Source organism: Nesterenkonia lutea (assembly GCF_014873955.1).
Taxonomy (GTDB): domain Bacteria; phylum Actinomycetota; class Actinomycetes; order Actinomycetales; family Micrococcaceae; genus Nesterenkonia; species Nesterenkonia lutea.
Genome location: NZ_JADBED010000001.1, coordinates 1,315,269 through 1,328,367, shown reverse-complemented (window position 1 = coordinate 1,328,367; position 13,099 = coordinate 1,315,269). Strand labels below are relative to the sequence as shown.

The following is a 13,099-nucleotide window of genomic DNA, read 5'->3' as shown; positions in this document are numbered from 1 at the left end:
AGCTTCTCCAGAATCAGCACGGCGCAGCACTTCCAGGTCGGATCCCCGCTGCGGAGCTCTTCCGCCTCGACCGCTCGCCCTCAGCTCGACCACATAAGGAAGTTCCCATGCGCAAGCTCCAGAAGCCCTCTCCGATGCCGTTCCAGCGGTACCTCCCCTTCGAGGACCAGATCACGGTCTCGCTGCCGGACCGGACCTGGCCGGACAAGACCATCAAGGCGGCCCCGCGCTGGTGCGCAGTGGATCTGCGTGACGGCAACCAGGCCCTGATCGATCCAATGACCCCTGATCGCAAGCACCGCATGTTCGAACTGCTGGTGAACATGGGGTTCAAGGAGATCGAGGTCGGTTTTCCCTCCGCCTCGCAGACTGACTTCGACTTCGTCCGCCAGCTCATCGAGCAGGACAAGATCCCGGGCGACGTCTACATCCAGGTGCTCACCCAGGCCCGCGAGACGCTGATCGAGCGCACCTTCGAGGCCATCGCCGGAGCCCCCCGAGCCATCGTGCATCTGTACAACTCCACCTCGGTGCTGCAGCGCGAAGTGGTCTTCAAGCAGGACCGCGATGGAATCGTGGACATCGCCACCCAGGGCGCACGGCTGTGCCGGAAGTATGAGGAGCAGCTCCACGCGAGCTCCGAGATCTCCACCGAGATCGTGTACCAGTACTCCCCGGAGTCCTTCACCGGCACCGAGCTGGACTTCGCGGCACACATCTCCGACGAGGTGGTCGACGTCTTCGGGGCCACCCCGGAGAAGCCGGTGATCATCAACCTTCCGGCCACCGTGGAGATGGCCACCCCGAACGTCTACGCAGACTCCATCGAGTGGATGCACCGCAACCTGCGCAACCGGGACTCGATCGTGCTCTCCCTGCATCCGCACAATGATCGCGGGACCGGGGTCGCCGCGGCCGAGCTGGGCTACATGGCCGGGGCCGACCGGATCGAAGGCTGCCTCTTCGGCAATGGCGAGCGCACCGGCAACGTGGATCTGGTGACCCTGGGCATGAACCTCTTCAGCCAGGGAGTGGACCCGGAGATCGACTTCCGCGACATGAGCACGATCCGCAGCACCGTGGAGCACTGCAACCAGATGGGCGTCCCGGAGCGGTCCCCCTATGGCGGGGACCTGGTCTTCACCGCCTTCTCCGGATCGCACCAGGATGCGATCAAGAAGGGATTCGAGCACATGGATGCCCGCGCGGCCGCGGCCGGGACCTCCCGCGAGGAGATCACCTGGGCCGTGCCCTACCTGCCGATCGACCCCAAGGACATCGGTCGCAGCTACGAGGCCGTCATCCGCGTGAACTCCCAGTCCGGCAAGGGAGGCGTCTCCTATCTGCTCAAGGCCGAGCAGGGCATCGACCTTCCGCGCCGAGCACAGGTGGAGTTCTCCGGAGTCATCCAGCGCCGGGCCGACGACGGCGGCGGCGAGGTCTCGGGCGAAGAGATCTGGCAGATCTTCCAGGACGAGTACCTCCCGGTGGACACCGCCCATCACCAGTGGGGCCACTACCGGCTCGATGAGGTCAACACCTCATCCAACGCCGAGGGTGAGTTCAACATGGAGGTCGAGTTGCAGGCCGGCGGGCACACCACCACGCAGTCTGCCCGTGCCAACGGCCCCATCGCCGCCCTGCTGAAGATCCTCTCCGCCGACGGGGTTGACGTGCGCCTGCTGGACTACACCGAACATGCGATGAGCCAGGGCGGGGACGCGCGAGCGGCGTCATTCGTCGAGCTGGCCATCGGTGAACGCGTGCTGTGGGGAGTGGGGCTTGATCACAACACCACACTCGCCTCCCTGCAGGCTGTGATCTCCGCCGTGAACCGCGCGCTGCGGGACTCGGCCCCGGCCCTGTGACCGCTGCCCCGGCCCGCGGAACAGGCGAGGCTGCGGCGGCGTCGGACCGTGCGCCGCTGTAGTACTCTGCCACCATGGCCGGCTCCACCTTCGCGTCCCGCTCCTATCGGGACTCCGCGATCATCCTGCGCACCCAGAACCTGGGTGAGGCGGACCGCATCATCACCGCCCTGACCGCGGGAAACGGCCTGGTGCGCGCAGTGGCCAAGGGAGTGCGGCGCACCTCCTCCAAGTTCGGGGCCACGGTCGAGCCGTTCATGGTGGCCGATGTGCAGTTCGTCCACGGCCGGTCCCTGGACATCGTCACCCAGGCCACCTCCAAGAACACCTACGGACCGCCCATCGTCGCGGACTATGACAAGTACATGGCGGCGTGCACGATGGCGGAGACCGCGGAGCGGCTCATGGACGCAGAGTCCGATCCCGTCTTCGGCGGCCAGCAGTTCTCCCTGCTCCACGGCGGCTATTCGGCGCTGGCGCGTGGAGTCCACCCGGCCGACGTCGTGCTGAACTCCTACCTGCTTCGCGCACTGTCCTCGGCAGGATGGGCGGTGACCTGGACCTCCTGCGTCTCCTGCGGCCGGCCCGGCGCGCACACCGGCTTCCATCCCGCCGCCAGCGGCCCGGTGTGCACCGACTGCCGGCCGCCGGGCACCCGCACCCTGGAGCCCGCCACGGTGCAGCTGCTGCATGCCCTGCAGCATGGACACTGGGAGCAGACCCGCTCGGCGCGCAGCGACATCCGCCACGAGGCCTCCGCAGTGGTCACCAGCTACGCCCAGCATCATCTCGATCGCCGACTCAGCTCACTGGGGCTCTAGCCGCCCGGGCCGCTCGGCCAGGGTTCGTGGAAGAATGATCGCCATGTCCACCCGCACCCCTCAGGATCCCGCTCCCCATCGCGACGGCGTCTCAGCTCCTCGGCTGCCGGCTGAGCTGGTGCCCGCGCACATCGGGATCGTCATGGACGGCAACGGCCGCTGGGCCAACCAGCGGGGGCTCCCACGCACAGAGGGGCACCGCGCCGGTGAAGCGGCGCTCATGGATGTGATCGCCGGGGCCATAGAGATCGGGGTCAGGCATATCAGCGTCTATGCCTTCTCCACCGAGAACTGGAAGCGCTCACCCGACGAGGTCCGCTTCCTGATGGGCTACTCCCGTCAGGTGCTGCGTCGGCAGCGCGACGTGCTGAACTCCTGGGGTGTGCGGATCCGCTGGAACGGCCAGCCGGGCCGCCTCTGGCGCTCGGTGATCCGGGAGCTGGAGACCTCCGAGGAGCTGACCGCGCAGAACACACGCTGCACCCTCACGATGTGCGTGAACTACGGCGGCCGTGCGGAGATCACCGACGCGGTCAGGCTCATCGCCCAGGAGGTCAAGGCGGGACGCATGGATCCGGCCAAGATCACGGAGAAGACGGTGGCGGCTCATCTGGACGAGCCGGACCTGCCCGATGTGGATCTGTTCCTGCGCAGCTCAGGCGAACAGCGCATCTCCAACTTCCTGCTCTGGCAGTCCGCCTATGCGGAGATGGTGTTCATGGACGTCCTCTGGCCCGATGTGGACCGCACCACGCTCTGGGAGGCGGTGGAGATCTACGCCAGGAGGGACCGCCGCTACGGCGCCGCTGTGGATCGGTTCGCCACAGACCGCTCCGCCTCCGGGGCATAGGCCTTCAGCCACCGCTGCACCTCATCCATGGCGCGACTGCGCACGGAGGCCTCTGAAGCGAAGACATCGTGCAGCGCGCGGTGGATGCGCACGACTGTGACCTGATCGCCGAGCTTCACGGCCCGGCGGGCCAGCAGCTCCACGTCCAGCACGGAGTCCGACTCCTTGAGCTCCTCGGTCCACTGTCTCCGGTAGGCGGTGGCCCCGGAGAGCAGCACCAGGACCGGCAGCTGAAGCCCGAGTCCCTCGTAGACCCTGCGGTGTCCGGCGAGCACCGCCCGCATCCAGCCCACACGGATCGGAAACGCGTTGCGCGGCCTCCACCGCGGGTGCAGGCTCCATTCGCCCTGAGCCTGGTCCGACAGGGACTGCCAGTAGTTGTCGATCGCGGGAAGCTTCAGCGCCCGCGTGGGGGAGAACTGACCCAGCGGCGCAAGGATGCCCTCGGTGGCGGTGCGAGCCGCCACGTCCCCGGAGAGCTCCAGCCAGGGACTGTTCAGCACCAGAGCACTGATCCGGCCCGGATGGCGCTGGGCCCACAGCGCCGCGACCAGACCGCCGGTGGAATGCGCCTGAATGATCGGCGCAGGTGCGGCAGGGTGCAGGGAACGGATCTCCGTGAGTGCCGCATCGATGTCGGCATCGTAGACGTCCAGCGAGTCCACGTAGCCGGGAGTCTGCCAGCTGCGCAGGCTGCGCCCATACTTCCGCAGGTCCAGGGCATAGAACGGGCGCCCGTGGCTCTGCCAGCGGCGGGCCATCGGGATGTTGTAGAAGTAGTCGGACCAGCCGTGGAGATGCAGCACCGGAGCGAGCTCCTCGGGCTCATCTCCCGGCCGTGGCCCCTGCCCCGCCGTCCCCTGGTGGGCCTTCTCCCGCGACAGACTCTCCTGGGGGCTGTGCTCCCAAGGGCTGTTCTCCTCGGGACTGTTCTCCTGCGATGCCCGGAGCACCTCGTCCTGCCGAGGTTCGGGGGAGTAGCTGACCAGAGTGGCGCTGACCGGTCCCTCCTCGTCCTCGCCGAGCGGCAGCGTCAGACGCAGACAGTCCTGCAGATGGTCTTCGGTCCAGACGCCCGCGGGGGTGTCATCGAGGAGTTCGTCCATGTGCTTCATCCTAGAAGGCGACCGGTGGGGAGCCGGCATTCTAGGATGGAGCCCATGTACCGCTTCGTCTTCAAGACAGTGTTCTCGCGCATGGATGCTGAATCCGCGCACCACCTCGTCGTCTCGGGGCTGCGGCTGGGCGACCGGCTGGGGGTCACCAGGGTCCTCGAGCGCTGGTGCCGTCCGGCGGATTCGCTTCAGATCCGCGCCCTGGGAATGGTGTGGCCCTCGCCCTTCGGCCTGGCAGCCGGCTTCGACAAGGCTGCGACGATGGTCCTGCCGCTGGCGAGTCTCGGCTTCGGTCATATCGAGATCGGCACGGTCACCGGCCAGGCCCAGCCCGGCAACCCCAGGCCACGGCTCTTCCGGCTGGTGAAGGACCGGGCGCTGATCAACCGGATGGGCTTCAACAACGACGGCGCCGCAGCGCTGCGTCCCCGTCTGGAGGAGATCCGGACTCGGATCTCGCGACTGAAGGAGTCCGGTCGACACGTGCCGGTGGTCGGGGTCAACATCGGCAAGACCAAGCTGACGCCTCTGGCGGAGGCGACCGAGGATTATCTGACCTCCACACGGATCCTCGCCCCGGTGGCGGATTATCTGGTCGTCAACGTGTCCTCACCGAACACGCCCGGGCTGCGTCAGCTCCAGGACATCGAGGCTCTGCGTCCGCTGCTCAGCGCGGTGGGCCAGGAGGCGGACCTGGCCGCCGGGCGCCATGTGCCGCTGCTGGTGAAGATCGCTCCCGACCTGGAGGACGACGATGTCGATGCTGTGGCCGATCTGGTGACCGGCCTCGAGCTGGACGGCGTGATCGCCACCAACACCACGATCTCCAGGGACGGCCTGCGCAGCGATCCCGGATCCGTGGAGGCCAAGGGCGCCGGAGGGCTCAGCGGTCCGGTGCTGGCCGATCGCTCGAAACAGGTGCTGCAGCGGCTGCGCGCCACGCTCCCGCGGACCACGACCATCATCTCCGTCGGGGGAGTGACCAGCGGGGACGACGTGGCTGAGCGCCTGGCCCTGGGAGCGACCCTGGTCCAGGGCTACACGGCATTCGTCTATGAAGGGCCGTTCTGGGCCCGCCGGATCAACCGCCGCCTGGCCTCGATGCTGCGAAGCGGCTGATGTGGCGGCTGCGAAGCGGCTGATGTGGCGGCTGCTCGCCGAAGCTCCGGCTAGGAGGGGAACTGTCCGCGGGCCACCAGCGGCTTGGGCAGGCGGAGGCGGCGGATCTGCAGGGCGCGCATCGCGGCGTAGAAGCGGATCCCCTTCTCCCGGTTCTCCGGTCCGAACTTGGCATCAAGCTTCTTGCGCACAGTGCGTCCCACCCACCACGCCTCGACCAGGACTGCCAGCACGAACAGCCAGAGGATCTGGCTGATCACGATGCGCATCTGCTCGTTCATCACGAAGGAGGCGAAGAGGAAGACCAGCACCAGGATGAGCATCCACTCGCCGATGCCGAACCGGGCGTCCACGTAGTCGCGGACGAAGCGACGCTGCGGGCCGCGATCGCGCGGGGGCAGATACTTCTCCTCCCCGGTCTCCATCGCGCGGCGCATCTTCGCGCGCTGATCGGCGATCTGCTGGCGCTGCGCCGCACGCGCGAGCTTGCGGTCGTTCTGCACGAGCGGGCGCCGTCGAGCGGCCACCTGATCGCTGCGCTTCGGTGTGGGCACGCCCTTCTTCTCAGGCTGGCGCCTGGTCGTTGCGGCGTCCTCGCGGGCTCGAGCTGCCTCGGCCTCGGCGATCTGATCAGCGGTGTTTTTCTTACGTCCTAGCACCGCACCAGTGTAGCGGGAATAATGGAGGTCATCTCGGCAACGATAAGTCTGCGGGAATGAACCCCGTGGTGCTGCACGTTGTTACCGTAGAGATGCAGGCCTGCCGCTACAACGAGAGAGGTGTATGCCATGAGCACCACCACCCAGGACACCACCGCAGAGACTTCGGGGGACACCGTCGCCCCGGAGAGCTCCGGATCCGCCGTCGACGGCACCAAGACCCACCAGGTCGAGCTCAGTGAGACAGCGGCCCAGAAGGTCTCTTCGCTGCTGCAGCAGGAGGGGCGCGAGGACCTTCGTCTGCGCGTCGCCGTACAGCCGGGCGGCTGCTCGGGTCTGATCTACCAGCTCTACTTCGACGAACGGGTGCTCGACGGAGATGCCCTGCGCGCTTTCAGCGGGGTGGAGGTCGTCGTGGACAAGATGAGCGTGCCCTACCTCGAAGGGGCCACCATCGACTTCGAAGACTCCATCTCCAAGCAGGGCTTCACCATCGACAATCCCAACGCCGGCGGCTCCTGTGCCTGTGGAGACTCCTTCCACTGATCTCCCGCGGGCACCTCGGCGAGAGGCGCTGAACCCCCGGCACGTCACAAAGCTGACATATCTCGGTACGTAGTCGGCTCCGGGCACGGCAGACGAGACTCCGCTCCTCCTGTTTTCTACACAGGGTAGAAGCGGAGTTTCGTCATGTCTGGACCCTTTTCTCGAGCATCAGGCGCGGGGATCAGATGCCTGGCTCGCGGGTGTCCGTCCTCCCGGTCCTCTACAGGACGTAGTAGTCTTGAGCGCGAAGCGTCGATGGCGGCCTGAGGTCTGCACACACCGCAGTCCAGCGCCGCTTCAGGACGCAACATTCGCACACCGAGATAGAGGAAGGGCCGTCTGTGAGTTCGCATAAACGAACCGGCAGCCGAGGCCGTGCAGTCAAGACAGTTGCACTGGCCAGCACGGCGGCACTGGTGCTCAGCGCCTGCTCCGCGGAGAACCCTGCAGCGCGGGGTTGGCTTCCGGGCAATCGAGACACGACCAGCAACACTGCTGAACTGACTGACCTGTGGGTCAACTCCTGGATCGCGGCGCTCATCGTCGGCCTCATCACCTGGGGTCTGATGCTCTGGTGCATGATCGCCTACCGGCGGCGCAAGGGCGAGACCGGGTACCCGAGGCAGCTGGCCTATAACGTCCCGCTGGAGATCATGTACACCATCGTCCCGCTCGTGATGGTGGGCGTGCTGTTCTTCTACACCGATCAGGTGCAGCGTTCAGTCGATGATCCGTACGAGGATCCGGAGCTGGTGGTCGATGTCCGAGGCAAGCAGTGGGCCTGGGACTTCAACTACGACTACGACGGCGAAGAGCGCTATTTCGCCGGCGTGCAGGCAGACCTCACAGGTGAAGAAGGGGTCCGAGAGGGTCTCCCCACTCTCTATCTCCCGGTGGACCAGGCTGTGACCTTCGAGCTCAACGCTCGCGACGTCATCCACTCCTTCTGGATCCCCGCCTTCCTGCAGAAGCGCGACATGATCCCGGGTCGGACCAATGAGATCCACCTGACTCCGCAGGAGCTCGGCAGCTTCGACGGCAAGTGTGCTGAGCTCTGCGGCCAGTATCACTCCGAGATGCTCTTCACCGTGGAGGTCGTCACAGAAGACGAGTTCCGCGACTATCTCGAGACCCTGCCTGAGGGCAAGCTCGGCGACGAGTACGACCGCAATACAAACCTCCACGAAAACGTGGCCGGAACTGAAGGGGACGACTGACCGTGGCGACCCTCGAATACAGTGCAGATGATGCTCGCGATGTCTCGCGCGTCGTCCCCCGCTCCAAGGGAAAGGTCGTCGTCAACTGGCTGACGACCACCGATCACAAGGTGATCGGCTACATGTACCTGATCTCTTCCTTCCTGTTCTTCTGCGTGGGCGGGGTGATGGCCCTGCTCATCCGCGCGGAGCTCTTCGAGCCCGGCATGCAGCTGCTGCAGACCAAGGAGCAGTACAACCAGCTCTTCACCATGCATGGCACGGTCATGCTGCTGATGTTCGCGACCCCGCTCTTCGCCGGATTCGCCAACGTCATCATGCCGCTGCAGATCGGCGCGCCCGATGTGGCGTTCCCCCGACTCAACGCGCTGGCGTTCTGGTTCTTCCTCTTCGGCGCCCTGGTGGCCATGGCAGGATTCCTCACCCCACAGGGTGCGGCCTCCTTCGGCTGGTTCGCCTATGCTCCGCTCTCGGACACCACATATTCACCGGGTGTGGGCGGTGACCTCTGGGTCTTCGGCCTGGCGCTGACCGGTTTCGGCACGATCATGGGTGGCGTCAACTTCATCACCACCATCCTGTGCATGCGTGCACCGGGCATGACCATGTGGCGCATGCCGATCTTCACCTGGAACACCCTGATCACCTCGATCCTGGTGCTGATGGCGTTCCCGCCGCTGGCGGCAGCCCTCTTCGGCCTCGGACTCGATCGTCGCTTCGGCGGACACATCTTCGATCCCGAGGCCGGTGGTGCAGTGCTGTGGCAGCACCTGTTCTGGTTCTTCGGCCACCCCGAGGTCTACATCATCGCGCTGCCCTTCTTCGGCATCGTCTCGGAGATCCTGCCGGTCTTCAGCCGCAAGCCGATCTTCGGTTACAAGGGCCTGGTCTACGCGACGATCGCCATCGCAGCCCTGTCGGTGACCGTCTGGGCGCACCACATGTACGTCACGGGCGCCGTCATGCTGCCGTTCTTCGCGCTGATGACCATGCTCATCGCGGTGCCCACAGGGGTGAAGTTCTTCAACTGGATAGGCACGATGTGGCGAGGGTCGCTGACCTTCGAGACGCCGATGCTGTGGAGTCTCGGCTTCCTGGTGACCTTCCTCTTCGGTGGTCTCACCGGCATCATCCTGGCCTCGCCGCCGCTGGACTTCCACCTCTCGGACACCTACTTCGTGGTGGCACACTTCCACTACGTGGTCTTCGGCACCGTGGTCTTCGCGATGTTCGCCGGATTCTACTTCTGGTGGCCGAAGTGGACCGGCAAGATGCTCAACGAGCGTCTGGGCAAGATCAACTTCTGGATGCTGTTCGTCGGATTCCACGGAACGTTCATGATCCAGCACTGGCTCGGCGTCATGGGCATGCCGCGTCGCTACGCCGACTACATGGTCGAGGACGGCTTCACCGCGATGAACCAGTTCTCCACGGTGTTCTCGATGCTGCTGGGCGCCTCCCTGATCCCGTTCTTCTGGAACGTCTGGATCACGGCGCGCAAGGGCAAGAAGGTCCTCGTGGACGATCCATGGGGCTTCGGAGGCTCGCTCGAATGGGCGACCTCCTGCCCGCCGCCGCGGCACAACTTCTATTCACTTCCACGGATCAGGTCGGAGCGCCCCGCGCTCGATCTGCACCATCCTGAGCTCGCTGATCGTCATACCCTGCAGTCACCTGCCGGGAAGATCTTCGGGCCGGCGGACCAGCAGGACAAGGCGGGTGTCTGATGAGAGCAAATATCGGCTTGTTCGGCGGGCTCGGCGTCTTCGTCCTGCTCGTAGCCTTCATCTACGGGTTCTGGAGCGGCTTCGAGGACATGGCAGGGTTCCCGCTGCTTCTGCTCACTGCAGGAATGGCGTTCATGCTCTGGTTCTACCTGCGCATGGTGGCGAAGAACAGCGAGGTGCTGGACAGCGACAACCCTGACGGGGAGATCGAGCAGATGGCCGGCAACTACGGAGAGTTCGCTCCGTGGAGCTGGTGGCCGCTCGGACTCGGCTTCTCTGCGGCCTTCGCCTTCTTCGGGCTGGCCATCGACTGGTGGGTGTTCTTCCTTGCACTGATCCCGGGGCTCTTCTTCATCACGGGATGGGTCCTGGAGTTCAACCGCAAGCGCTACGCGCACTGATCCTGGTCCCGCCCCGCAGAACATGAACCGGGGAGCCGTCCCCGCTGAAGGAAGCCCGCTGTGAGCACCGACTCGCAGCGGGCTTCCTCGTGTCTTCCCAGGCGACTGTGACAGCGGGTCCGCCCAGTAGAATCGCAGGTATGACGATCCGCCCCATCACGATCCACGGCGAGCCGGTGCTGCACCGGCGCGCGGACGACGTGGAGACCATCGACGATTCCATCAGAGACCTCGTGGCCGACATGTTCGAGACCCAGGAAGCGGCACGCGGAGTGGGTCTGGCCGCGCCGCAGATAGGCGTCGGGCTGCGCATCTTCACCTACGCCTATCCCGACTCCGGTGATCAGCCGAGCAGGGGAGTCATCATCAACCCCCGCCTGAGGCTGATCGGAAAGATCTCCAAGGAGTCTCCGGACCGCGAGGAGGAAGCCGAGGGCTGTCTCTCCGCCCCCGGCTACAGCTATCCGCTCAAGCGCAGCGAGCACGTGGAGATCACCGGTCTGGACCTGGAGGGCGAGCCGCTGACCTTCGAGGCCACCGGGTGGTTCGCGCGGATCCTCCAGCACGAGTACGACCATCTCGACGGCTACCTCTACGTGAACCGACTCGATCCCCGCTGGGCCCGGCGCTGGAAGAAGGCGATGAAGCGTGAAGGCTGGAACGAACCGGGTCTGAGCTGGCTCCCCGGTGTCGATCCCGACCCCTTCGGCCATGACGAGCCCGAGGAGCCGGTTCAGGCCGGAGAGGCGGCCGGGGAGTCGCCCGAGGAGTCGCGGGACTCAGAGGCGGGGCTCAGCCCGCGCGCTGACTGAACTGCACCCAGCGCCGCAGCACCTCGGCGGCGGCCCCGGAATCGAGGGACTCCTCCGCACGCAGCATGTTCAGCCGCAGCCGTTCCACCAGATGACCCTCGGCCTCCTGAGCCAGGCTCGTGAGCCCAGCCGCAGCGTTGAGCACGACGGCATCCCGCACGGGCCCCCGCTGGCCGGCGAGCAGGTCCCGCACGATCTGGGCGTTCTGCGCTCCACTGCCTCCGCGCAGGTCCTCCACCGCGGCACGCTTGAGCCCCACGTCCTCGGGGCTGAGCTCCATGTGCGAGACGCGGCCCTCGCGAACTTCCCAGATGTCGCTGGCTGCGGAGGTGGTGATCTTGTCCCGCCCGTCCTGACCCCGAAACACCAGACCGCGGGTGCCCCGCACGGCGAGGACCTCTGCCATCCGGGGTGCGAGGCCCGGACTGGCGCAGCCCAGCGCCTGGGCCGTGACGCGGGCAGGATTGGACAGCGGCCCGAGGAAGTTGAACACCGTGCGGATTCCGAGCTGGCGCCGGACGGGACCCACATGGCGCATCGAGGGATGGAAGCTCTGCGCGTAGAGGAAGGTGATGCCCACCTCCTCGGCGGCGCGCGCCACGTGCTCCGGGGGCAGACTCAGGTCCACGCCGAGGGCCTCGATGACATCAGCTGCTCCGGCAGTGGTCGATGCGCCGCGATTGCCGTGCTTGACCACTCTCGCGCCGGCTCCCACTGCGGTCAGAGATGCCATGGTGGAGATGTTCACGGTGCCCAGCATGTCCCCGCCGGTGCCCACGATGTCCAGGGTCGGCCCCTGGATCTGCAGCGGCACCGCTCTGGCCATCATGGTGGCGCTGAGCCCGACGAGTTCCTCCGCCACCTCGCCCTTGGCCCGGAGGGCCACGAGGAAGGCAGCGATCTGGCCATCGCCGAGCGCGCCGCTCATCAGCTGATCCATGGCCCAGGCCGAGGTGTCGGCCGTGAGGTCCGTGCCCGCGAGCAGCGTCTCCAGCAGCTCGGGCCAGGTGGACGGCTGCGCTGGATCGGGGGAGTCCGTGGAGGGCGAGTTCGGAGGTTTCACAGCCCCAGACTATCGGCCCGTGATGAGCCAGCTGCGTCCAATTTCGACACGCTGTAGAAATATTGGTGATTTTTTTGACCGCTCCACCTTGGCGGATCCTGGGAATGGCGCGGAATCCGCCGCCTGACAAGGATCTCGAACCTCGCCACACTGGCCCCCGCGGTCGCAAACCGCAGGAGTTTCAGGACATAATGAATGCGTGACGTCTGCAACCCAAGCCCCAATCGCTCCGGCGCGAACGCTGCCGAACCGTCCGAACATGGTGTCCGTGGGCACCATGGTCTGGCTCACCAGCGAGCTGATGTTCTTCGCCGGCCTGTTCGCCATGTACTTCACGCTGCGCTCCACGCAGCCCGAGATGTTCGCCGAAGGCGGCGCCACGCTCGCGATCCCGCTGGCCACGACCATCACCGTGGTCCTGGTCGCGAGTTCGGTGACGGCCCAGTTCGGCGTCTTCGCGGCAGAGCGGCATCAGCCGCGCCGCACCGGCGGAGCCTTCCAGATCAAGCACTGGGGCATGGTCGAGTGGTACATCCTCTCGTTCATCATGGGTGCCGTCTTCATCGCGGGTCAGGCCTTCGAGTTCGCAGAGCTGGTGTCCCACGGGGTCACCGTCTCCTCGAACTCCTTCGGATCTGCGTTCTACATCACCACCGGCTTCCACGGTCTGCACGTGATCGGCGGGCTCGTCGCCTTCCTCTACGTGATCGCACGCGCGTACTTCAGCGTGAAGTTCACACACCGGGAGGCGCACGCCGCCGTCGTTGTCTCGTACTACTGGCACTTCGTGGACGTCGTGTGGATCGCGCTCTTCGGCATCGTCTACCTGCTGCCGCTGTTCGCCTGATCACCACGCCAGTCACGCATACAAGCTGATATCGCACCGAGAAGTTAGGAACCG

Annotated in this window: 13 protein-coding genes; 10 read left to right on the top strand and 3 right to left on the bottom strand. The window is 65.9% G+C overall.

Features of this window, described 5'->3' with window-relative positions; translation table 11 throughout:
- Nucleotides 1-107: 107 nt before the first annotated feature.
- From leuA to H4W27_RS06065, 3 genes are all read left to right on the top strand, one after another.
- Nucleotides 108-1,868: a 2-isopropylmalate synthase gene (gene leuA / locus H4W27_RS06075; RefSeq protein ID WP_192595139.1), complete on the top strand. Its 1,761-nt coding sequence runs from the start codon at nucleotides 108-110 to the stop codon at nucleotides 1,866-1,868.
- Between the two features lie 74 nt (nucleotides 1,869-1,942).
- A complete protein-coding gene (recO, locus tag H4W27_RS06070; RefSeq protein ID WP_192595138.1) occupies nucleotides 1,943-2,689 on the top strand; it encodes a DNA repair protein RecO in 747 nt (248 codons plus the stop codon).
- A gap of 34 nt (nucleotides 2,690-2,723) precedes the next feature.
- Nucleotides 2,724-3,539 (top strand): isoprenyl transferase, encoded by an 816-nt coding sequence (locus tag H4W27_RS06065; protein ID WP_192595137.1) that lies wholly within the window; start codon nucleotides 2,724-2,726, stop codon nucleotides 3,537-3,539.
- Here the strand turns inward: H4W27_RS06065 and H4W27_RS06060 are convergent.
- Entirely contained in the window at nucleotides 3,485-4,645 is a 1,161-nt protein-coding gene (locus H4W27_RS06060) for an alpha/beta hydrolase (RefSeq protein ID WP_192595136.1), read from the bottom strand. The genes H4W27_RS06065 and H4W27_RS06060 overlap by 55 nt on opposite strands.
- A gap of 54 nt (nucleotides 4,646-4,699) precedes the next feature.
- Here H4W27_RS06060 and H4W27_RS06055 point away from each other — a divergent pair, with 54 nt between their 5' ends.
- Nucleotides 4,700-5,773 carry a quinone-dependent dihydroorotate dehydrogenase gene (locus H4W27_RS06055; RefSeq protein ID WP_225939020.1) on the top strand — a complete coding sequence of 358 codons (1,074 nt, stop codon included), beginning with the start codon at nucleotides 4,700-4,702 and terminating at the stop codon, nucleotides 5,771-5,773.
- Between the two features lie 50 nt (nucleotides 5,774-5,823).
- Here the strand turns inward: H4W27_RS06055 and H4W27_RS06050 are convergent, their stop codons facing one another.
- Nucleotides 5,824-6,432 (bottom strand): DUF3043 domain-containing protein, encoded by a 609-nt coding sequence (locus tag H4W27_RS06050; protein WP_192595134.1) that lies wholly within the window; start codon nucleotides 6,430-6,432, stop codon nucleotides 5,824-5,826.
- 129 nt (nucleotides 6,433-6,561) lie between these two features.
- Between H4W27_RS06050 and H4W27_RS06045 the strand changes: the two genes are divergently transcribed.
- The 5 genes from H4W27_RS06045 (at nucleotide 6,562) to def (ending at nucleotide 11,135) form a co-directional block, all read left to right on the top strand.
- A complete protein-coding gene (locus tag H4W27_RS06045; protein ID WP_192595133.1) occupies nucleotides 6,562-6,978 on the top strand; it encodes a HesB/IscA family protein in 417 nt (138 codons plus the stop codon).
- Nucleotides 6,979-7,319: 341 nt separating this feature from the next.
- Nucleotides 7,320-8,195 (top strand): aa3-type cytochrome oxidase subunit II, encoded by an 876-nt coding sequence (gene ctaC, locus H4W27_RS06040; RefSeq protein ID WP_192595132.1) that lies wholly within the window; start codon nucleotides 7,320-7,322, stop codon nucleotides 8,193-8,195.
- 2 nt (nucleotides 8,196-8,197) lie between these two features.
- On the top strand, nucleotides 8,198-9,922 hold the full coding sequence (ctaD, locus tag H4W27_RS06035) for an aa3-type cytochrome oxidase subunit I (RefSeq protein WP_192595131.1): 1,725 nt from the start codon (nucleotides 8,198-8,200) through the stop codon (nucleotides 9,920-9,922).
- Complete coding sequence (locus H4W27_RS06030; RefSeq protein WP_192595130.1) at nucleotides 9,922-10,323, top strand: cytochrome c oxidase subunit 4; 402 nt, start codon at nucleotides 9,922-9,924, stop codon at nucleotides 10,321-10,323. The genes ctaD and H4W27_RS06030 overlap by 1 nt, the downstream gene beginning before the upstream one ends.
- A gap of 140 nt (nucleotides 10,324-10,463) precedes the next feature.
- Nucleotides 10,464-11,135, top strand: a complete 672-nt coding sequence (gene def, locus H4W27_RS06025) for a peptide deformylase (RefSeq protein WP_192595129.1) — start codon at nucleotides 10,464-10,466, stop codon at nucleotides 11,133-11,135.
- Here def and trpD read toward each other — a convergent pair.
- The gene (gene trpD, locus H4W27_RS06020; protein WP_192595128.1) at nucleotides 11,116-12,198 is read right to left on the bottom strand and encodes an anthranilate phosphoribosyltransferase; all 1,083 of its coding nucleotides are present in this window, start codon (nucleotides 12,196-12,198) and stop codon (nucleotides 11,116-11,118) included. The two genes, def and trpD, sit on opposite strands and share 20 nt — an antisense overlap.
- A 199-nt stretch (nucleotides 12,199-12,397) precedes the next feature.
- On the opposite strand from trpD, the gene ctaE reads away from it, so the two are divergent.
- A complete protein-coding gene (gene ctaE / locus H4W27_RS06015; protein ID WP_404821845.1) occupies nucleotides 12,398-13,045 on the top strand; it encodes an aa3-type cytochrome oxidase subunit III in 648 nt (215 codons plus the stop codon).
- Nucleotides 13,046-13,099: the final 54 nt, after the last annotated feature.